General features: G+C 43.6%; 18 protein-coding genes. 2 read left to right on the top strand and 16 right to left on the bottom strand.

The window, feature by feature from the left end:
- Nucleotides 1-5 precede the first annotated feature (5 nt).
- The 3 genes from menH to P3L37_RS07590 form a co-directional block, all read right to left on the bottom strand.
- On the bottom strand, nt 6-770 hold the full coding sequence (gene menH, locus P3L37_RS07600) for a 2-succinyl-6-hydroxy-2,4-cyclohexadiene-1-carboxylate synthase (RefSeq protein WP_109911559.1): 765 nt from the start codon (nt 768-770) through the stop codon (nt 6-8).
- Entirely contained in the window at nt 770-2443 is a 1674-nt protein-coding gene (gene menD, locus P3L37_RS07595) for a 2-succinyl-5-enolpyruvyl-6-hydroxy-3-cyclohexene-1-carboxylic-acid synthase (RefSeq protein WP_109911558.1), read from the bottom strand. The genes menH and menD overlap by 1 nt, the downstream gene beginning before the upstream one ends.
- Before the next feature lie 117 nt (nt 2444-2560).
- Nucleotides 2561-3895 carry an isochorismate synthase gene (locus P3L37_RS07590; protein WP_272667352.1) on the bottom strand — a complete coding sequence of 445 codons (1335 nt, stop codon included), beginning with the start codon at nt 3893-3895 and terminating at the stop codon, nt 2561-2563.
- A gap of 751 nt (nt 3896-4646) precedes the next feature.
- On the opposite strand from P3L37_RS07590, the gene P3L37_RS07585 reads away from it, so the two are divergent.
- Nucleotides 4647-5855, top strand: a complete 1209-nt coding sequence (locus P3L37_RS07585) for an alpha-xenorhabdolysin family binary toxin subunit A (protein WP_109911556.1) — start codon at nt 4647-4649, stop codon at nt 5853-5855.
- A gap of 11 nt (nt 5856-5866) precedes the next feature.
- Nucleotides 5867-6850 carry an alpha-xenorhabdolysin family binary toxin subunit B gene (locus P3L37_RS07580; protein ID WP_272667351.1) on the top strand — a complete coding sequence of 328 codons (984 nt, stop codon included), beginning with the start codon at nt 5867-5869 and terminating at the stop codon, nt 6848-6850.
- Between the two features lie 56 nt (nt 6851-6906).
- Here P3L37_RS07580 and nuoN read toward each other — a convergent pair whose 3' ends face one another.
- The 13 genes from nuoN to P3L37_RS07515 form a co-directional block, all read right to left on the bottom strand.
- The gene (gene nuoN, locus P3L37_RS07575; RefSeq protein WP_004912223.1) at nt 6907-8367 is read right to left on the bottom strand and encodes an NADH-quinone oxidoreductase subunit NuoN; all 1461 of its coding nucleotides are present in this window, start codon (nt 8365-8367) and stop codon (nt 6907-6909) included.
- Between the two features lie 6 nt (nt 8368-8373).
- Nucleotides 8374-9894, bottom strand: a complete 1521-nt coding sequence (gene nuoM, locus P3L37_RS07570) for an NADH-quinone oxidoreductase subunit M (RefSeq protein WP_004912225.1) — start codon at nt 9892-9894, stop codon at nt 8374-8376.
- A 19-nt stretch (nt 9895-9913) separates the two neighbouring features.
- Nucleotides 9914-11755 (bottom strand): NADH-quinone oxidoreductase subunit L, encoded by a 1842-nt coding sequence (gene nuoL, locus P3L37_RS07565; protein WP_110732006.1) that lies wholly within the window; start codon nt 11753-11755, stop codon nt 9914-9916.
- Nucleotides 11752-12054 (bottom strand): NADH-quinone oxidoreductase subunit NuoK, encoded by a 303-nt coding sequence (gene nuoK / locus P3L37_RS07560; protein ID WP_004912233.1) that lies wholly within the window; start codon nt 12052-12054, stop codon nt 11752-11754. The genes nuoL and nuoK overlap by 4 nt, the downstream gene beginning before the upstream one ends.
- The gene (gene nuoJ / locus P3L37_RS07555; protein WP_004912236.1) at nt 12051-12593 is read right to left on the bottom strand and encodes an NADH-quinone oxidoreductase subunit J; all 543 of its coding nucleotides are present in this window, start codon (nt 12591-12593) and stop codon (nt 12051-12053) included. Before nuoJ ends, nuoK begins: the two co-directional genes overlap by 4 nt.
- Nucleotides 12594-12605: 12 nt before the next feature.
- Nucleotides 12606-13148, bottom strand: coding sequence for an NADH-quinone oxidoreductase subunit NuoI (gene nuoI, locus P3L37_RS07550; RefSeq protein WP_004259834.1), 543 nt, complete (start codon nt 13146-13148; stop codon nt 12606-12608).
- 14 nt (nt 13149-13162) lie between these two features.
- Nucleotides 13163-14140, bottom strand: coding sequence for an NADH-quinone oxidoreductase subunit NuoH (gene nuoH, locus P3L37_RS07545; RefSeq protein WP_004912244.1), 978 nt, complete (start codon nt 14138-14140; stop codon nt 13163-13165).
- Nucleotides 14140-16872: an NADH-quinone oxidoreductase subunit NuoG gene (nuoG, locus tag P3L37_RS07540; protein ID WP_164528668.1), complete on the bottom strand. Its 2733-nt coding sequence runs from the start codon at nt 16870-16872 to the stop codon at nt 14140-14142. Before nuoG ends, nuoH begins: the two co-directional genes overlap by 1 nt.
- 89 nt (nt 16873-16961) lie before the next feature.
- The gene (nuoF, locus tag P3L37_RS07535; RefSeq protein WP_004259820.1) at nt 16962-18320 is read right to left on the bottom strand and encodes an NADH-quinone oxidoreductase subunit NuoF; all 1359 of its coding nucleotides are present in this window, start codon (nt 18318-18320) and stop codon (nt 16962-16964) included.
- On the bottom strand, nt 18317-18865 hold the full coding sequence (gene nuoE, locus P3L37_RS07530) for an NADH-quinone oxidoreductase subunit NuoE (protein WP_004912250.1): 549 nt from the start codon (nt 18863-18865) through the stop codon (nt 18317-18319). The genes nuoF and nuoE overlap by 4 nt, the downstream gene beginning before the upstream one ends.
- Nucleotides 18866-18867: 2 nt before the next feature.
- The gene (gene nuoC, locus P3L37_RS07525; RefSeq protein ID WP_375372756.1) at nt 18868-20670 is read right to left on the bottom strand and encodes an NADH-quinone oxidoreductase subunit C/D; all 1803 of its coding nucleotides are present in this window, start codon (nt 20668-20670) and stop codon (nt 18868-18870) included.
- Nucleotides 20671-20744: 74 nt separating this feature from the next.
- Nucleotides 20745-21419, bottom strand: a complete 675-nt coding sequence (locus P3L37_RS07520; RefSeq protein WP_004912254.1) for a NuoB/complex I 20 kDa subunit family protein — start codon at nt 21417-21419, stop codon at nt 20745-20747.
- 18 nt (nt 21420-21437) lie between these two features.
- Complete coding sequence (locus P3L37_RS07515; RefSeq protein ID WP_004259806.1) at nt 21438-21881, bottom strand: NADH-quinone oxidoreductase subunit A; 444 nt, start codon at nt 21879-21881, stop codon at nt 21438-21440.
- Nucleotides 21882-22164: the final 283 nt, after the last annotated feature.

Genomic DNA, 22164 nt, shown 5'->3' with positions numbered 1-22164 from the left:
TTCCTTTAACCACAGTGTGATAAAAAATGGTGTAGTGCAGTTGCAAAGCCCATGGGGTTTTCCCGATGTGCATTATGCCCTGCATTTTCAATCAGCGTTAACGGCAAAACATATTGTTGCGAAACGCTTCGAAACTTTTGATCCTTTTCGCCACAAAAATAACGATAAGGACAGATTAATTGATGCAATTTGTCCGCCAAAAAAGGTTGCTTTGCTAATGATGTGTTTTCTAGCATAGCAGCAATGCTGTGCGGGTTATTTTGTCCACGTAACTGAATTAACTGTTGGCGCTGAGTGGCCGACAAATCAGCAAATACAGTTTGTTGATACCAGTCATCTAACACTTTTTCAATGGGTTCTGAACGAAAACGTTGCGCCCATGCCTCATCATTAGCAGCTCGAGCAACACGTTCTTGTTCATTGGCTAACCCCACATTCCCGCCTTCAATTACTAAACCTAATAGCCCGTTAGGCTGATAGTGACAGGCAAAATGCATTGCGAGCCGAGCACCGAGTGAATAGCCAACCAAGTAGTATTCATTAATTTGATGATACTGTAAAAGCTCGCTGAGTTGTTGATCAAAATGTGAAAAACTCTGGCATGGCTCTGAATGAGAACCGCCATGACCTGGCAAATCCACAGCTAATGATGGAAAAGTCCGTGTTTGATCAATCACGGGTAACCAGTCATCCGCACTGCCTAACAAACCATGCAACCAAATGATCCAAGGAGCCGATGAGGTAGAATGATGTCGATGAGCGGATAACATTACAATTCCACAACTTCATTAAGCAGCTGTTTTAAAGTACGCGCGCCTTCATCGCTTGCCACCTGTAATTCCACCAGCAATGTTCCTTGCTGACTATGCCAAAATTGTTGAACAGTATTTTTTAGTGTTCCCCAATCTGTCGGCGCACAATATTGTAAGCCAAACATTTTCGCAGCAGGCTCGAAACTGACATTCTGCGGCATACAGTAATAATTTTGCCTTGCTTCGTCTGGTGTGGGGAGCATAGAGAAAATTTGCCCGCCATTGTTATTCACGATGATTAGGACTGTCGGTGCTGAAGGTTCTCGCAACAGCGCCAAACTATTCAAATCGTATAAGGCAGAAATATCCCCAACAATAGCTAATGTTGGACGAGCTGTTGCTCGTTGCACTCCCGCCATGGTAGAAATCAGACCATCAATACCACTTGCGCCGCGGTTGCTATATACCGGATAGCCTAATGGAAGTTGTGCGAGTGCATCCACCAAACGAACAATTAAGCTATTTCCAACAAATAGTTGACCTCGTGGTGAGAGTAGTTCTGGCAATTGAAATGCAACCGCCGCTTCGGAAAACTGGTCATGTAACTGTTGGTGTACATGGTGTTGGGCTTTTTGCGCTAACGTCTGCAAAGATTCACACCACAAACTTCTCGGCTGTGCAGGATGGTTGTCCAGCCAACCTTTAATTGAACAGGTTAACTTTCTTCCCCTATGATTAGCTGGGTCTAGCCGTTGAGGTATCGAGTCGATAATCCAATACTCTTGCGGTTCACAATTGGCTTGCCATTGTAATAGCCGTTTTCCTGTTAAGCTTGAACCAAACTGGACAACTAATTCTGCATGTTTTAAAACCTGTTGAGCATCGGGATGCTGAAGCCATAAATCTGCGCAAGGGTATGGCTGCCCTGTTTGAGATAACACATCACCTATAACTGGCCATCCGAGTTCTTGAGCCCATTTAGCAACGAGCTCCCCTTCACTCGCACTCATTCTACCGGCAAGCACAACGCCTTTTTTTTGCCGCCAAAAATACCAATCTGCCACTAGAGCGACAGAATGAGTTAACGGTTCAGTGAGCCACGGGTGGCTCGAATTCCACCATTCCCCAAGGGTTTTCTGCCATTCATGTTCCCCATCCATATCACCATATAGTGGCTCAGCAAATGGGCAGTTGATATGAAATGCACCATGGCGTAACTGGTTCATGCCATTATCAATAGCGGTTACCAACCATTTAGCTGAAATATCTTGTGTCGGCCTTGGCAACATTAATGATTGAGCAGGATGAGATGCAAAAATATGCGTCTGCCGAATAGCCTGATTAGCACCGCAATCAATCAATTCAGGGGGCCTATCTGCGGTGAGAAAAATAACTTTTTCTCCAGTTAGTCCAGCTTCTATCAATGATGGATAAAGGTTTGCAACCGCAGTCCCTGACGTCACAATGACACCTACTGGCTCATTGCTGGCTTTTGCCAATCCAAGTGCCAGATGACCCAAACCACGCTCATCGAAATGGGTGTGACAATGTAATTTGGCGTTATTGATGGCAGCCAGAGTCAAAGGCGTCGAACGAGAGCCTGGCGCAATACAGATATGTTTCATTCCGTGGCGAGATAGTGCTTCAATAATCACTTCAGCCCAACGGAGATTAAAAGCAGAATTCGACATAATATGCTCAGCAAATTATTAGTTATCAACTAGTTTAGACTGGCTGAAATAAATTTCTTGATCTCAGAACAATTTTTGGTGAACTAATTGAAATAAAAGAAAATAACCATTTTAACTTTATGGTTTTTCGTTATTTCCAAACAAAGATTTAAGCCCCGCCGCTTTATTTTCAATTTCTATCCACTCTTGCTCTGGGTCTGAGCCACTGACAATGCCCGCACCTGAATATAATGAGACATGCGCACCTTCTATTTGTGCACAACGTAGAGATACCGCAAATTCACTTTTATTTAAGCTAATAAACCCGCCAGTTCCTGCATACCAGCCACGAGAAAAGGGTTCATTACTTGCTAAAAATTGCCGTGCAACTTTGCGAGGTAAACCACATACGGCAGCGGTAGGTTGAAGACGTTGTAAGCAATCGCTATCAGAAGGATTGATTAATGTCGCAACAATAGAGCGATAAAGGTGTTGGATTTTTCTCAAGCGGATCACTTTTGCTGATGATACGTCAACTCCCGTCACTGCACCTTGTAATTGTTGGCAAATATCATCCACAACGACTAAATTTTCGTGTTGGTTCTTTTTATCGTCCATCAACCACTTAGCATACTCCGCAGCGACGGCGTCATCAGGGTCATTAGCTACAGTTCCCGCTAAGGCCTCAGAATTCAGTTGTTCATTTTGCCGTAAATATAAACGTTCCGGAGTCGAAGAGATGAACCCTGACTGTGCGTTGAAGGCCATCATAAAATGGTAACAATGATGATTCACCTGCTGGCTTTGGGCTAAAAACTCAGCAACCGCAATGGGTTTAGACAGGGTGAGTTTTGTTTCCCTTGCCATCACTACTTTTTCCATCTTCCCTGACTTCATGTCATCAATAGCGCAATTTAATAAACGACACCATTCATCATGCGTAGGAATATGTTCTTGTGCAGTAATATTGGCATTCAATGTCAATCTCACATGAGAAGCCGGCTTCAATTGCTGTAAAAGATGAATAGCATTCAAGCGGTCTTCTTCCCCCTCAATATTGACGCTAACACTAATTGTCGAACGTAATCGATGAATTTCAATGCGGGGCAAAAAACAAAAAGTTGATTGGCGTTTTATCTCTTCAGGAATGCCCGTTCCAACCGCATTCCAGCCATTAAGCCCCCATAGGCGCATCTCTGGCATATCAGGATACTGGGATAAAAAAACTTGTGCCGTATCTATCGAATCAAAGGATTTCACCATACCAAGAGCACTGCATTCCTCGGCGCCAGTGCGTTGATACCAATAAAATTGAGGATAACTTTGCTGTGCCGACAGCCATGAAAGGCCAGGAAAAGAGGTTTGTGCATCTAATTGCCAAACTAAACGAGTAAACTCTTGATTTTTTAGTGTCAATGTAGACAAATGGTCCAAAATTTCAGTTATCAATTGATCAATTTTTTTATAGTTCACTTTAGATTCCCACTGCTACATCACACAAATTCACTACGGTTATTATATAGCGCAATACAATTTTTTAATACATTGATGACTAACAGTAAATGCTATACCGCCCATTCAGCACTAAAAGTAGATTACCTGCAATTAAGAGATTGCTTTTAGTACTTCGCTATAATTATTTTTTATGACTCAAATGACGATAGCCAAGAGCAGCTGTGTCAAAATAAACCTGTTATCACTCACTAATAGTGACCTTCAGGCTGTTGATAGTATAGCTTATTATGTATATTACATAGCACTCCATTCATTTAATTAATAGAAAATGTGATTTTATCCCCTTTAATCTTTGCTTCTTTCTCGAAACTGCATCATTTTTACCCAATGAAAATTTCATTTTGAAACATAGTGATATGTCAGCTTTAAACCCATGTTCCATTGCAAGCCTTTTTAATTCAAAACAAAAAAATTATTGTATATTTTAATTAATATCATATTCTTATTAGTTATTTTATTTAGCACTACTATAGATGATTTTCAAATAAAAATAATAGAGAATAATATTTAAAACACATATTAAATTATTCAAAATGCTATTTTTTAGCTCTGATTTTCATTTTTTAATATAAAACTTTCAGTCAATTTCTAGTAGGTTAACAAATATGAACTTTATATTTTTATTTGCAATAAATAGGTAATTTAACCATACAACAGTACTAAGAAAAATAAGCATTCAATCTTTAACTTAATCAATGTGGAATTTAAAATGAATACAAAAGATAATTACGACAGAATTATTGAAAAAGAACATATAGGCCATACAACCTTAGCTTTATTAACTAATCAAGACACACTTTCAGCCCGTGAAGTCGGTATTTTCACATTAGATGATTTAATTAGCATACATCGCCACGTTTACTTTTCTCTTTCTTTGCCTTGGAAAAAAAATGATATTCTAAAATGGTTTGGTATTACCTCATCAACAACCTTGCCAATCGATACAAATGAACTAATTGGTACCATTATCAATATTCGTGAACATGCCAATAGCTGGGATAACGTTGAACAACATGTTAAAGAACAATCTGTCAATCTATCTCTAGTTAGCCGAAACATTATACAAACAGGTGGGCAAATTATTGAATATATAAACCATATGCCTATTTTGAAAAAAGTGTCTGAGAGTTTGAATGATATTAGTGAACATGAACTAGATGAAATATATTATCAAAATGATGACCAGCAAATAGCTACCGAGCTAACTAATATCTTACAATTAATTAGGGATGATATTAAAGACCAATCTATTAAGACAAGCAATATTAAAAATATCATTTCTGATTTCCGCGTACATATTACAGGAGGTTATTTATCTAATTATCAACATGTTGAATCATTGCTATTCAATGTTAAAGGGTTATATAAACAACTTGATCCCACTAATAATGAAACAACCGATTCCTATTTACAAGAATCACTTAAAATGAAAAAACAAGAACTCCAGCAATTAGAACTCGAGTATTCACACTTTGTGAAACTCAGTTTTACGGGTTTAGTTGGTGGTGTCATCGGCCTCATTATCACTGGAGGGATTTTTGGCTCAAAGGCTGAAAAAATTCGGGCAAAAAAGAATGAAACATTAACAGAAATACAATCAATTAGTGACCAAATCAACAAAGAAAAATTTGTCCAAAAAGTTATTTTTGATATTCAAATCAATCTCCATAAAATTGATAGTTTATTTAAAGATGCCCGGTTAGCCGTTGACCACTTAGATTATATGTGGCTAGTCCTCCTAACCGAAATAACTCAATCAATCGAGGTTTTCAAAAAAATCAATAACGCTGAAAAACTTATTCAGTTCATTACTCATTTTAAACGTGCTATTACATCTTGGTATACCATTCAAGAATACTCGACACATTTAATAAAGTTATTTGATGAAATTCAACCAAATAACACTCCCCCTCAATAAAAGGTACTAATATGCAAGATAAGCTTGATTTACCCATACTCCCCCCTATTGATATTTATCAATTGAGGCATATGTCAAACGAAATTTCCGCATTTAATAAAAACATAATACATTATGATTTTATTATCCATGGAAAAATACAAAAAATAGCCAGTAAATCTTTTAATATCAATGAAATAATCAGAAACTCAATACCGAAACTTAAAATAAAATTAAATTATATTTTAAAAAGCGAATTAAATAATGAAAATATCAACATATCTGATGAAATCTTAGTTAAAAGCTTCATTGAAGATTTAATTGATTTCAAGTTAGAATTAGAAAGAATAATTACCAAATTCAGTTATACCACTGATTCTTTATCACTCATTCATTTAGAAGAAAGCAATCAGCACAAACTACATCAATATACTGAGCAGAAAGAACTTCTAGTCACATCCAAAAATAGCAAAACTCTAAAAATAGATGAAATCAATCAACAGCACTCCGTTATCATCGCAGCAGAAGATATTATATTAAAATCTAAAATTACCGATTTCTTAAAGAAACATTTGTTAAATGACGAATTAATTGACTCAATTGATATGCCAACAAATAAAAAACAAATATTAAAATCAGCCGTTGCCTTTATTAAAAATTTATTATCAATCATTGATGATGGTTTGGAATTTGCGCAACTTGTCGAGGTCAGATTAGATTTAGGCAATCAAATTTTAGAATTAAAAGAAGAAGTTAACCATATTGATAAAACAATATTTAAGCTTTCTCAGCTCATGCTATTAGCTGACCAAATAACCACTATAGATTCGCATAAATTGTCAATTATTACTCAGATAAGCTTAATTAAAGATTATTGGTTGCAATGGTGTCATTTTATTAATGAAAAATCGTCTGAAAAAATGTTGAATATTCAAAAAATTAACTTAGCAAGTCAGGTACTCATGTCTTTCTTAGACGATATGGAATATCAATATCAACGCCAGTTACCCGATTAAAAAAAACCGGCTACTTAGAAGTAACCGGTTTATTAGCAATAGGAAATTTTGGCCTATTAGTTAATCACAGCAAGCGCTGTTGATGTCATATCAATAAGTGGTTGTGGCCATACACCAAAGACGATAACAGCAATGGCGCAAATAACAGCAACAACAGTTCCTAACGTTGCTTTTTCAGGGCCTGTATAACGTTCTGCATGTTCTGCATCACGACTATATAGGCTAGCCATAAAGCTTAGGTAGTAATATAAACCAATAGCACTACCTACCACTACAGCCCCCGTTAGCCACCATAACTCTGCATTCACTGCGGATGCAATCACATAGAATTTACCAATAAACCCTAATGTAATTGGAATACCAGCTAATGAAAGCATCATTACCGTCATTACCGTTGCAAGAATTGGCTTATGCCAAAATAGCCCGCGGAATGCACTAAAGTCATCCTGATCATCACCACGGTAAGGGCTTGAAACGATACTCACAACACCAAATGCCCCTAAACTCGCAAACAAGTAACCCACTAAGTAGATTGCGATAGTGACTTGTGACGCAACAGGGTCGATACGTAACGCAACAAGAGCGACCAGTAAATAACCCATATGTGAGATAGATGAGTAACCCAGTAAGCGTTTTGCACTTTTTTGTGTGATAGCCAGTAAGTTACCAAACAGGATAGATGCAATAGCAATCACAGAAATCACAATCGCTAACGTATTGCTATTGGCGATTGGTGCTTCCAGAAAAATACGCACTAATACTGCGAAGATAGCGATTTTACTACCGGTTGCTAAGAAGGCTGACACTGGTGCTGGCGCACCTTGGTAAACGTCTGGTGTCCACAGTTGGAATGGAAACAGTGACAGTTTAAAGCCAAAACCTACAATCAGCATACCGAAACCAATCATCACCAATGGTGCGTGAATTTGGCTATCGGAAAGGCTTTGACCAACAGCAGCAAAGCTTAAACTACCCGATTCTGCATACAGTAACGCAATCCCGAATAACAGGAATGAAGACGCGGCTGCAGATAACAGCATGTACTTGATCCCGGCTTCTAATGTGCGACTGCGCTCAAAGGTATAGGCAACTAGACCAAACAGAGGCAATGAAATCAGCTCAATACCGATAAACATTGATGCCATATGGTTTGACATAGATAACAGCACACCGCCCGCTACTGCGATAGCAACAAGTAAATGGAACTCATCTCTATTATCACCAAAACCTTCTAACCAGTGGTAAGCAAAGATAGACGTTCCAATACCTGCAATCAGGACTAATGCGCTATAGAACAGTGCAAAGCCATCAACACGAATAAGCGAAGTCACATCCATTAGGTAGCCATCGGCTACCCAAATGAGTGAAAGCAACGCAATAATAAAGCCTGATACTGTCAGCGCGGCACTAGTCAGGTGATCGCGTCGCCACGCAATGGACAGCATCACAACCACCGCCGTCAACCCGACGATCATCAGTGGTAGTATTGCGATCAGTTCTTGAGGAGTTATTGTCATGGCGAATTACAGCCCTAATGTTGTAAGTGAAGCAGAATACAGGTTATGCAATGTTTCCATCGAACCAATTGAGGTATCTAAAATTGGTTGTGGGTAGAAACCGATAATAACCAGTAAAGCAGCCAGAGCCAGCAGCACACCAAATTCACGTGCCGTTAACCCTTTCATTTCTTTTTCAGACTTAGGTGTACCGTAGTAGGTCTGTTGCATCATCCACAGTGAATAGATAGACGCAAACACCACACCAAAGACCATAATGCAGGTCACTAACGCGAATTGGCTGAAGCTACCGAACAGGATCATGAATTCACCAATGAAGTTACCTGTACCTGGCATTCCTAGCGTTGCCGCAGCAAAGAACAGGGACATTCCTGGTAACCATTTAATGCGTTTCCATAATCCACCCATCATGCGCATATCACGAGTTTGCGTACGTTCATACAGTTGACCACTGATGATAATCAGTGCCGCACCGGACAAACCGTTGGTGATCATTTGAATCACCGCACCTTGGTAAGCTAAGGTTGAACCCGCGTAAATAGCGACTGTCACAAACCCCATGTGGGATAAGCTACTGTACGCCGCCAGACGTTTGATATCCGTTTGTTTGAACGCTAACCATGCCCCGTAGAAAATACTGATCACACCCAGTGTCATCGCTATTGGAGTGAACTGGATAGACGCTTCTGGGAACAGAGGCAAGGTAAAGCGTAACAGACCGTATGCTGCGGTTTTTAGCATGATACCGGAGATATCCACGGAACCCGCTGTTGGCGATTGTTCTTGGGTATCAGCCATCCAACCATGGAAAGGAACCAATGGCATTTTAACGGCAAAGGCGATAAAGAAGCCTAACATCAACATAAATGCGACATTGCTAGAGAGTTCTGCACCTAGCAGTTGGTTATAGTCGAATGTTAATACACCTGAAGTATTGTAGTTCGCCAACGCTAGGCCAATGATGGACACTAGCATGATCAAACCACTTGCTTGCGTGTAGATGAAGAACTTAGTCGCGGCTTTGATATGTTGTCTGTTTTCTGACCCTTTGTGTCCCCAATTGGCAATCAGGAAATACATTGGGATCAGCATCATCTCCCAGAAGAAGAAGAATAAGAACAGGTCAACCGCGGTAAAAATCCCCATCACACCTGTGATAATCCACAACAGGTTAAAGTGATACGCACCTTGGTTTTTCTGGTTTTCACTCCAAGAGCTCAGAATTGAGAAGCCCCCCATGATAGCCGTTAACACGACCATCAGCAGTGATAAACCGTCAATTGCTAAATGAAAGTCAATTCCCAGTGACGGGATCCACGGCATAAAGAAAACAGATTGCCATTGTGGAATACCTTGTGGATTGACAAGGGAGTAGCTCCCTTGTAACCACAATTGTACGGAAAGTATCAATGTTATTCCCATCGTTGCCAGTGCAATCCAACGCGGTGCGCGATGACTGAACCGGTCAGCCTGCCAGCTTAGCAGGCCTCCGATGAAGGGAATGAGTATTAGCCAGGGTAATAGCATGGCGCAATGTGTCCCTTAATTAAACCAAAAGCAGCAGAGCAAGAATCAGCACTGCACCCAGCCCCAACGAGGCAACATACCAACGAATTTGGCCGTTTTCACTCACTGCAAGCCCTTTATTTGCCCAACGTGAAAGATGTGCAGGGATATTCATCAGAGAGTTAACCGGATCGCTTTCTAGTAGCCATGCTATACCTTTAAATGGCTTAACAAAGACTACATCGTACAGCCAATCGAATCCCCACGCTTGGTACCACCATGCGCTGAAGAAACGACCCACTGCAGTTTTCGCGATAGCATCGACTATTGAACGTCTGAACAGATAGAGGAATACCGCAATTAATAGACCTGCGATAGCAAACCCGCCAGAAATCGCTTCGAGTAAGACTTTACCGTCTTCACTGCCTGCGGCTTCGGCTGGGAAAACCCCTTCGAGTGGTTGGTGGATTAATGCACCAACAAACGTTGCAAGAATAGCCAAAATGCCCAGTGGTAATGTGTGAGTGATGCCTTTAACCTTGTGCGCTTTGATTTTCGCTTCACCGTGGAACACGATGAAAATCATACGGAAGGTATAAATTGCGGTCATTAATGCACCGAAGATACCTGCCCACAACAACACAGTTTGTCCATCAAGCTGTGCACCCCACAAAATCGCATCTTTACTGTAGAAACCTGCGGTAAACAGTGGCAATGCTGCCAGTGCGCTTCCGCCGATTAACATCACAGCGTAGATGAATGGAATTTGCTTACGCAGCCCACCCATCTTGAAGATATTTTGTTCGTGGTGGCATGCCAAAATGACTGAACCAGCTGACAGGAACAACAACGCTTTAAAGAAAGCATGTGTCATCAGGTGGAAAATGGCTGCATCCCATGCTTGTACACCTAGTGCCAAGAACATATAACCGATTTGGCTCATCGTGGAGTATGCAAGCACACGTTTGATATCGGTTTGCACCAGTGCAGCAAACCCAGCCAGTACTAATGTCACAGCCCCCACAACGCCGACTAAATGTAATACTTCAGGCGCTAACAGGAACAGAACATGGGTACGAGCAATTAAGTACACACCCGCGGTTACCATGGTTGCGGCGTGGATCAGTGCAGAAACTGGCGTTGGACCCGCCATCGCATCTGCCAACCACGTTTGCAATGGTAACTGTGCTGATTTACCGACTGCACCACCTAATAACATCAAGGTTGCCCAGTTGATCGCACTTGAACCTTCCGCAAATTTTTGAGGTGCTAACACCGCCATTTCGCTGAAATTCAGTGTGCCAAGCTCATTCCACAGAATAAACATACCAATTGCGAGGAACACATCACCGATACGCGTTACAAAGAACGCTTTCATCGCCGCTTTGCCGTTTTCTGGATTGGTATAATAGAAACCAATCAACAGGTAACTGCACAGCCCTACCCCTTCCCAACCGAGATACATCAGCATCATGTTGTCAGCGAGGACTAAAACCACCATGCTTGCGATAAACAAGTTAGTGTAAGCGAAGAAACGTGAGTAACCTTCCTCGCCACGCATATACCAAGATGCATATACGTGGATAAGGAAGCCCACACCCGTTACCACACCTAACATGGTCAATGACAGGCCATCTAACATTAGAGTGAATGGGATATTAAAGGTACCGACAGACATCCAAGTCCAAAGTGGCTGGATGAATACGCTACCTGCGTCTTGAGCTAAAAATTCATTGCCAGCATAGAATGCGACGACGGCCGCTAAGCCAACCGACCCCGCACCAATAATGGCCGAAACGTTTTCTGACCAGCGTCCACGAGAGAAGGCTAACAGCACCGACCCCAGTAAAGGCAACAGAATAGTTAAATAGAGTAGGTTCATCCGCGCATCTCACTGACTTTATCAATATTCAGGTTCTGACGATGACGATGGAGTTGCAGTAACAACGCCAATCCAATACTCGCCTCCGCTGCAGCCAATGCGATTGCCAAAATATACATAATTTGGCCGTCTGGCTGCCCCCAAAAACTCCCTGCAACCACAAATGCCAGTGCAGTTGAGTTAATCATGATTTCCAGTCCGATCAGCATGAAAAGCAGATTACGGCGAATAACAAGGCAACTGAGCCCCATCACAAATAAAATCGCCGCTAAAATCAGACCGTGTTCTAGAGGTATCATTTTTGTTCCTCCGCCTTCTCGATGCTGACAAGGTCAGCGCCGTTTTCTTTACGGTCACGTCCAACGTGGAATGCTACCACTAAACCTGCGAGTAATAACAAAGATGCCAATTCGACAGCCAGAACATACGGCCCAAATAGGCTAATTCCCACTTCTTTCGCCCCAATGATGGTTCCCTCAATGCCTTCTTGATAAGACAACGAGGTAATGCCGTAAACTAAGATAGCCAATAAAACCGCGGATAACACCGCAGGGCCAATCCAGTTTTTCGGCGTCAACCAAGCGCGCTCTTGTTCTTGAACAGAACGCCCTAAGTTGAGCATCATCACGACGAACACGAACAGGACCATAATGGCACCTGCATATACGATGATTTCCAACGCCCCAGCAAAATACGCGCCGAGGGAGAAAAACACCATTGACAGAGCCAGCAGAGAAACAACCAGATACAACAGTGCATGCACCGGATTTGTATTCGTTATCACCCTTAAAGTTGCTAAAATGGCAACTAGACCGGCGATATAAAATGTAAATTCCATGAATATCGCTCCTTATGGCAACAGGTCTTTGACGTTAATCGGTTTCGCTTCGTTATCCGCTTCACCTTTGTCTTTACCTGCAATCGCCATACCCGATTTACGGTAAAAGTTATAATCAGGATATTTACCCGGACCTGAAATCAACAGGTCATTTTTCTCGTAAACCAGATCCTGACGTCTCCAATCGGCCATTTCAAAATCAGGTGTTAATTGGATTGCCGTGGTTGGGCAAGCCTCTTCACACAGACCACAGAAAATACAGCGCGAAAAGTTAACGCGGAAAAATTCAGGGTACCAGCGGCCGTCTTCATGTTCAGCTTTTTGCAGTGAGATACATCCCACAGGGCAAGCAACCGCACATAAGTTACACGCAACACAACGCTCTTCACCGTCAGGATCGCGTGTTAACACGATACGCCCACGGTAACGGGGTGGCAGATAAACCGGCTCTTCTGGATACATTTGCGTTTCGCGTTTATCGAACGCATGCAGGCCGACCATCCAAATACTACGTACTTGGGTGGCGAAACCGACCAATAACTCTTTCAATGTCATGGTTCAATCACCCCTTACTGAGCGTTGTATAAAATCACTGCTGCAGTACCCAGCAGATTAAGCAGTGTCAACGGCAGACAAATTTTCCAACCGAAAGACATCACTTGGTCATAACGTGGACGCGGTAAAGAGGCACGGATCAAGATAAACATCATCATGAAGAAGCCAGTTTTGATAGCAAACCACAAGAATGACGGCAGGAATGGACCATGCCAGCCACCAAAGAACAGCGTCACAATCAGTGCAGAAACCGTTACGATACCGATATACTCACCGACGAAGAACAAACCAAACTTCATACCTGAGTATTCAACGTGGTAACCATCCGCAATCTCTTGTTCTGCTTCCGGTTGGTCAAACGGATGACGGTGACATACCGCAACGCCCGCTATCGCAAAAGTCACAAAACCAAAGAACTGCGGAATAATATTCCACATGCCTTCTTGGGAGTTCACAATATCAATCAGGTTGAATGAACCTGCTTGTGCAACCACACCCATTAAAGAAAGGCCTAAGAACACTTCGTAACTCACGGTTTGTGCTGACGCACGCATCGCACCTAATAATGAGTATTTGTTGTTACTTGACCAACCTGCGAATAACACCGCATAGACAGCGAGACCCGCCATCATCAGGAAGAATAAAATCCCGATATTGAGGTCTGCAACATGCCAAGTCGGGCTAACAGGGACGATGGCAAATGCTAAGAACAGTGAACAAAACGCAATCACTGGTGCAAGCGTAAAGATTTTCTTGTCAGCAAACTGCGGGATCCAGTCTTCTTTAAACAGCATTTTGAACATATCCGCGATTAACTGGCCCATCCCAAACGGACCCACGCGGTTAGGGCCATAACGGTTCTGGAACAGACCGAGAATACGGCGCTCTCCCAGACTCATGTATGCCCCACAAGTCACAACAACCAATAATATGACGACAGATTTAAGGATGGAAATTAACACTTCCATCACTTCAGGAGAAATCCAATCCATCATGCTCCCCTCCGCAGATTATTGACTGACACGCCAGCCATTGAAGGTGCGATACCTGGCATTCCTAACGGTAAGCCAATTTGACCTGTAGACAGGTGATTACTTAGGCGGACAGTCAAGTTAAACACTTGACCTGCATGGCTAAACTCCGCTTTAGTTCCTGCTGACAGGCCGAGTGACGCAGCATCTTGCGTGTTCAGCATGATATAAGGCTCAGGCATACGCTCTTGAATTACTTCTGAACGCTGTGACATTTCATCACTGCCGAACAGGTGGTAATAAGGTGCGACAACCCACTGAGCTTCATTGGCTTGATAAGCCGCTGGAATTTCAGTGAAGTAAGCCAATTTGCTCTGTGTTGAATTGAACAAACGGATACCCGGGTCACCAAATAACAGGTGCCCCCCCACTTCCGCTTGGAATTTGTTCCAGGCTTGTGGTGAGTTCCAACCCGGCGCCCATGCAAATGGAATTTGCTGGCGTGGCGCGGTTGGGCTGTTGTTCCCTTCCATTGAGAAAGCAAATGGAGAGTCAATATCTTGCGGTTGACGAGGTTCATGAACAGATTGATTTGCTAGCATCGCTGTACGACCACTGTAACGATGTGGTTCACGCGCCAGTTTTTGACCACGAATACGGAAAGACGCTTTTGGTGCAGCATCTACCATACCCGAGAATTGTGGCATTGCGGCAACACAATCTGCGATAACGTGATCAAGTTGCGACCAATCCGCATCACGCTCTTGCGCTTCAGTTTGCAGTGAATGCATCCAGCGCCAGCTTTCGTTCATCACGATAGCTTTGTCGTAATAAGTTGGGTCAAAGACTTGGAAGAAACGCTGCGCACGACCTTCTTGGTTAATCAACGTACCGTCTGCTTCAGCAAAGCTTGCTGCTGGCAGAACCAATGTTGCTTTATCCATGATGTCGGTTTGCTGATGATCTGCAACAATCAAGTGGCTCAATTTCGCTAATGCGCTATTGACGGCATCCACGCTGCTGTGACGGTACAGGTCATTTTCGATAACGATAGCCACATCCGCTTCGTTCGCTTCAATGCGAGCTAAAGCGCTGTCTAATGGCTGTGCGTTCATCATTGCCAGACCGAAGCTATTGGCATGAGATGCTAAGTAAGATAACCCAACATTCGCGCCTTTGGCTTTTAACGCAAATGCCACGTTAGCGGCCGCTTGGATCATTGCCTCGCTGGCACTATGGCTACCACTAATAATTAATGGTTTTTTCGCGCCAGCTAATGCCTGAGCAATGGTTTCAACTTTGGCTTTTAAGTCTGCGGGTAAATCATTCACCGCAGGGGCTTCGCCGTTAATCATATTGGCGATAGCAAAACCGAAACGTGCTTGGTCAGCTACTGGTGCACGATAATTAAAGGCAGCCACATCGTCTAAACGCGTATCATCAACGTTGGTAATAAACAGCGGATATTTTGCATGTTGACCAATATTCATGATTGCGGCGATTTGCCAGTCAGCGACTTTTTGCGCTGCGGCCATTTCACGTGCTTTACCTTTCACCGCTTGGCGAACAGATAACGCCATACGTGCACCTGTCTGAGTTAAATCTTCACCCAGTACCAGTACCGCATCATAGCCTTCTACTTCACGCAATGTTGGCGTATAGATACCGCCGTTTTGCAGGATGTTTTGCATCAGCGCTAAGCGGCGTTGCTCTCCCGCAGAAATACCTGAATAGAAGTTATCTGCTCCGACTAATGCGCGCAATGCATAGTTGCTTTCAACGCTCGCGCGTGGAGAGCCGATACCAATCACTTTTTTCGCTTGATTGATAATTTGCGCACCACTTTGCATTGCTTCGATAGCCGAAATGACTTGTTTGACGCCATTTTTATTGAGTACCGCTTGACGAGGACGATCTTTACGGTTGACATATCCGTAACCAAAACGACCACGGTCGCACAGGAAATAGTGGTTTACCGAACCGTTATAACGGTTTTCGATACGACGGATTTCACCATAACGCTCACCCGGACTCGTGTTACAACCGATACTGCACTGTTGGCAGATACCGGGTGCAAACTGCATATCCCACTTACGGTTATAGCGCTCTGAATGTGTTTTATCAGTGAATACCCCAGTAGGACAAACTTCAACTAAGTTACCGGAGAACTCACTTTCCAGTGTACCGTCTTCAGTACGACCGAAATACACATAGTTATGTGCACCATACACACCCAAGTCTGTGCCATCTGCGTAATCTTTGTAGTAACGAACACAACGATAACACGCGATACAACGGTTCATTTCATGACTAATAAATGGACCGAGGTCTTGGTTAATGTGAGTACGTTTCGTAAAACGATATTTACGCATGTTATGACCGGTCATCACCGTCATATCTTGTAGGTGACAGTTTCCCCCTTCCTCACAGACTGGACAGTCATGAGGATGGTTGGTCATCAGCCATTCCACAACACTTTCACGGAATTGTTTGGCTTCTTCATCATCAATAGAGATGTAAGTCCCTTCCGTTGCGGGTGTCATACAAGACATTACTAGGCGACCGCGTGTGTCATCTGCGTTCTGATACTGCTTAACCGCACACTGGCGGCAAGCGCCAACGCTTCCCAGCGCCGGATGCCAGCAAAAATAAGGAATATCTAGCCCTAGAGAAAGACAGGCTTGTAACAGGTTTTCAGACCCGTTTACGTCATATTCTTTGCCGTCTACATATATTGTAGCCATAGTCAGCATGCTTCCCAAAGGCCCGCATAAAGCAGGCGTTAATCAAAAATACGTTCTTCGTGAAAAATCTATTTAGCGGTTGCTCAATCGCTAAACAATTACCAGCGCTGCTTCAGCAGGTTGGGTTGGATACCCGCAATCTGCACAATGTTACGCAGATCTTTTTGCGAGATACCCGCTTCGAATTCATCACGGAAATATTTGATGGCACTTTGTAGCGGTTCGACCGCACCCGGTGCGTGAGCGCAGAAAGTTTTACCCGGCCCTAAGAAACGGCACAGCTGCTCTAGGGTTTCAATATCCCCCGGTTGCCCTTCGCCTTTTTCCAGCGCTTGTAAAATTTTCACACTCCATGGCAGACCATCGCGGCACGGCGTACACCAACCACAGGATTCACGGGCAAAGAAGGTTTCTAAGTTACGCACTAAAGAAACCATGTTGATTTCATGATCAACCGCCATCGCTAATGCAGTACCAAGACGGCTACCTGCTTTAGCAATATTTTCGAAATCCATCGGTAAGTCGAGGTGGTCGTTGGTCAGGAAATCTGTCCCTGCCCCACCTGGCTGCCATGCTTTTAATTTCAGTCCATCACGCATACCACCTGCGTAATCTTCCAACACTTCACGTGCCGTGGTACCAAATGGTAATTCCCATAAACCCGGATTTTTCACGCGGCCAGAGAAGCCCATCAATTTCGTGCCCGCGTCTTTACTCTTACCTGCGCTTAAATCGATATACCATTGGTCGCCGTGCTCTAAAATTGCTGGCACGTTACAAATAGTTTCGACGTTATTGACACAAGTTGGTTTACCCCAAGCACCTGATGTTGCAGGGAATGGTGGCTTAGAACGTGGGTTAGCGCGACGGCCTTCTAATGAGTTAATCAGTGCAGTTTCTTCACCGCAGATATAACGCCCAGCGCCGGTGTGAACAAATAGTTCGAAATCAAAACCTGAACCGAGGATATTTTTGCCTAACAGGCCCGCCGCTTTGGCTTCTTCGATGGCACGGCGCAGATTTTGCGCAGCTTCAACATACTCACCCCGTAAGAAGATATAACCACGATAGGCTTTAAGTGCATAAGCGCCTGTGATCATCCCTTCAACTAACAAGTGAGGGAGTTGCTCCATCAATAAACGGTCTTTATAGGTGCCCGGTTCCATTTCATCCGCATTACATAAGAAGTAACGCAGTTTCATGTTTTCGTCTTTTGGCATCAGGCTCCATTTCAGACCCGTTGAGAAACCCGCACCGCCGCGCCCTTTCAGGCCAGCGTCTTTTACAAGATTCACAACTTCATCGGGAGCCATGCCTTTGAGCGCACGCTCAAGACCTTTGTATCCGTTCTTACTGCGATACTCATCTAACCAAACAGGCTGATTGTCATCACGCAAACGCCATGTTAGAGGATGAGTTTCAGCAGTACGGATCACTGGATTAACAGAATTTGTCATGGATACTGCTCCAGTAATTTTTGAATATTTTCAGGCTGCACGTAGCTGTGAGTGTCCTCATCGATCATCATCGTAGGACCTTTGTCACAGTTACCCAAGCAACAGGTTGGCAGCAACGTAAAGCGACCATCGGCTGTTGTTTGGCCCGGGCGAATATTCAGCTGTTTAATGATTTCAGCTTCTAAGCCCTGATAACCTGTAATATGGCAAACAACACTGTCGCAATAGCGAATAATGTGGCGACCCACTGGCTGGCGGAAGATTTGGCTATAGAATGTCGCCACACCTTCAACATCACTGGCTGGGATGCCTAAGACGTCAGCGATAGCATGGATCGCACCATCTTCAACCCAACCGCGGTTTTTTTGCACAATTTTCAGTGCTTCAATTGAGGCAGCACGTGCATCTTCGTAATGGTGTTTCTCACCTTCAATCTCTTCACGCTCTTTCTCTGTTAAGACAAAGCCATGATTGACTTGCGGTTCAAACACATTCACGACATTGAGCTCATTGTGCTTCTCATTTTCGTTATGTTCATTATGCATGGTTAGCGATCCACATCCGACATTACAAAATCGATACTACCCAGATAGACGATTAAGTCTGAAACTAAACTACCTCTGATCACCGCAGGAATTTGCTGTAAGTGCTCATAGCTCGGGGTACGAATACGCGTACGGTAGCTCATGGTGCTACCATCACTGGTTAAGTAGTAGCTGTTGATACCCTTCGTAGCTTCAACCATCTGGAATGACTCATTTGCTGGCATCACCGGCCCCCAAGACACTTGCAAGAAGTGGTTGATCAAGGTTTCGATGTGCTGCAACGTGCGTTCTTTTGGTGGCGGAGTTGTCAGTGGATGGTCAGCTTTGAATGGGCCTTCTGGCATATTCTTATAGCATTGCTCAAGAATACGGATACTCTGACGCATCTCTTCCACTTTGATCATCACGCGGTCATAACAGTCACCGTTATGAGCGATAGGAATATCAAACTCGAAGTTTTCATAGCCTGAATATGGACGCCATTTACGTACGTCAAAATCAACGCCTGTTGCACGTAATCCAGCTCCTGTCACACCCCATGCCAACGCCTCTTCTTTTGAGTACATTGCAGTACCGATAGAGCGACCTTTTAAGATGGAGTTTTTCAGTGCAGAAGTCACATAAGACTCTAAACGTTTTGGCAACCAGTCTAATAATTCGCGAAGCAGTTTTTCCCAACCACGCGGTAAGTCGTGCGCAACACCACCGATACGGAACCATGCGGGGTGCATACGGAAACCGGTAATTGCTTCAATGACGTTGTAGACTTTTTGACGGTCGGTAAACGCAAAGAAGACTGGGGTCATCGCACCAACGTCTTGGATATACGTACTAATGTACAGTAAGTGACTGTTGATACGGAATAATTCAGACAACATGACACGAATGGTTTTCACGCGATCCGGCACTTCAATGCCAGCCAGTTTTTCAACGGCCAACACATATGGCATTTCATTCACACAACCGCCGAGGTACTCGATACGGTCAGTGTAAGGAATGTAGCTATGCCACGACTGGCGTTCACCCATTTTTTCAGCGCCACGGTGGTGGTAGCCGATATCGGGCACACAGTCGATAATTTCTTCACCATCCAATTGCAGCACGATACGGAACGCACCGTGTGAGGATGGGTGGTTTGGCCCCAAGTTCAGGAACATGAAATCTTCGTTTTCATTTCCACGTGCCATGCCCCACTCTTCTGGTTTGAAAGTCAAAGCTTCCATTTCCAAATCTTGTTTCTGCTTAGTCAGCACAAAAGGGTCAAACTCAGTCGCACGCGCAGGATAATCCTTACGCAGCGGATGACCTTCCCAGCTTGGAGACATTAAAAGGCGGCGTAAATTTGGGTGACCTTGGAAGGTGATACCGAACATATCCCACACTTCACGTTCATGCCAATTCGCATTCGGGAACAGTGAAACGATCGAAGGCACGTTTAAGTCTTTCTCATTAAGAGCGACTTTTAACATGATATCGCGGTTACGATCGATAGAGATGAAGTGGTAGAAAACACTAAAGTCTGCTTCTGGCAGACCTTGACGGTGAATTCGTTGACGCTCATCTACCCCATGTAAGTCAAATAACATGACATACGGTTTTGGTAATTTCTTTAGGAAATCGACCACTTCCAGTAACTGTTCACGACGCACCCAAACCACTGGCATGCCAGTACGAGTTGCTTGAACAGAAAAGGCATCCGGCCCAAATTGATTGCGCAGTTCCAGAAGCACAGGGTCGTTTAAATGATCCTGTGTCTGCCATCCTGGCTGGGTACTACTCGCTTGCGCTATCTGATCTGTCATCATTCTTCACCATAACGCTTGATCAGGTTTATTATTTCGCAACAACATTGCTCTGTTACGCTGTATGGCTTTAAGCCTTAAATTTCGTCTGGTGTACGCAGGTTAGTCACTGCAATACGTTCACCGTGCTTTCTTTCTCTTTCTGATTGCATATTGGCACGGTAAACCCCTTGGTCTCCAACAACCCAAGACAGCGGTCGACGCTCTTTACCGATAGATTCTTGCAACAGAAGCAGAGCCTGCATATAGGCTTCTGGACGCGGTGGGCAACCTGGAATATACACATCCACAGGAATAAATTTATCGACGCCTTGTACAACAGAATAAATGTCATACATGCCACCAGAGTTGGCACATGAACCCATGGAGATTACCCATTTTGGTTCAAGCATTTGGTCATACAGACGTTGAATAACAGGCGCCATTTTAGTGAAACAGGTACCTGCTACTACCATGAAATCGGCTTGACGAGGTGAAGCACGCAGTACTTCTGCACCAAAGCGGGCGACGTCATGAACAGCCGTGAACGAAGTCACCATTTCTACATAGCAACATGAAAGACCAAAGTTATATGGCCAGAGAGAGTTTTTGCGCCCCCAGTTAACCACATCGTGAAGTGCATGAGAAAGTTTCCCCATGTAAACACTGTTTTCAACTTGCTGCTCCAGTGGATCAGTGACGATTTCCTGGGTTTGCAGTGGGTAACGGTCGTTCTCACCGTTCGGATCTATGCGGGTGAGCGTATAATCCATTGTATAATGCCTCGCTTTTTACTGCGGATGACGATTGCTGATTTTAATAACTTCACTAGGATGCTTAACTTTTCCGCGGGAACGGACTGGAGTCCAATCCAATGCTCCTACGCGAACGAGATAAAACAGTCCCGCCAACAATACCAAAATAAAGATCGCGGCTTCGATGAAACCTACCCAACCGGCTTCGCGGATGGCAACTGACCATGCAAATAAGAACATGGCTTCAACATCGAAGATAACGAAAAACATGGCGACTAAGTAAAACTTAGCAGACATGCGGAGACGTGCACTACCGACCGAGTCGATACCGGACTCATAAGGAACATGTTTTGTTCTGGCTTTGGCGCGGCTACCTAAAAAGTGACCTGCGACCAACATGAAAGCACAAAGACCGATAGTGCCGATAAGGAATATCGCAAACGCCCAGTTATGGGCTAACGCTAGGATTGATGTAGACATACTCGTTGCTTACTCATTACTTATGGTGTGTTAACTGCTCTTTTTTACATCACGGCAGAGTTGCACCACAATTGCCCAGTTAATCGAGAAGAAAGACCAAAATTGATCACAAACTAAAATATCCCCAAACTTAAATCAGTCTGTTGACTGCGTTTGGTTTGTCCTCTCTCATTACAATTTATTTTACTTAAATTAAGTAAAATAACCCGTATTTGTTACAAAAACTTCACACTTTGAAAACAACAGAACAACAAAAAGTAACCATAATCTGCTAAAACGTGTC

This window comes from Providencia sp. PROV114 (assembly GCF_032704305.1).
GTDB classification, from domain to species: domain Bacteria; phylum Pseudomonadota; class Gammaproteobacteria; order Enterobacterales; family Enterobacteriaceae; genus Providencia; species Providencia rettgeri.
Note: the sequence above shows the minus strand (reverse complement) of the source record. Positions and strands in the feature narration are given on the sequence as shown.